We start from the raw sequence: 525 nt of genomic DNA, 5'->3' as shown, positions 1-525 counted from the left end.
AACGACGGATGGCGTCGTAAAGATTGAACTCGATCTCAGACATGGCACTGATGTCTGTTCTGGCCGGTGTTGGAATGATCGCGTGGTGCGCGGTCACTTTGGCGTCATTGAATACCCTGGCCTTGCGATGAGGATCTGCGCCAGCCACCAGCCCAGAGACGTTCTGATCGGACAAAATGAGCGCCTGGAGAATGTCCGGAATGTCTTCCTTTTGGCTCTCGGGTAGATAACGACTGTCAGTACGAGGGTAGGTGGTCGCTTTGTGCGTCTCGTACAGAGCTTGAGCTGCATCCAGTACCTGCTGAGCTGTGTATCCCCATCGTTTGCTCGCGTATTGTTGCAGCGACGTTAGATCGAAGGGGAGGGGGGCTGACTCTTTACCTGGTTTGGTTTCTGCTTTGCTGATAACAGCATTGGCACCATTGACCTGGGAGGCTACCTGCTCGGCATAGGCCTTATTGACGCACCGGCCTTGCTCGTCACTGCACTCTTCTGGTGGTATCCATTGGGCGGCAAACTGTCCAT

The 525-nt window shown here is 54.5% G+C and carries 1 protein-coding gene; it reads right to left on the bottom strand.

The features are described from left to right. Positions 1-525 (bottom strand): DNA topoisomerase (locus R7P74_RS29120; protein WP_318124199.1); only part of this gene is annotated, 525 nt, incomplete at both ends.

The sequence above is a fragment of the Vibrio sp. 2033 genome, assembly GCF_033339735.1.
This window is presented reverse-complemented; position numbering and strand designations above follow the sequence as displayed.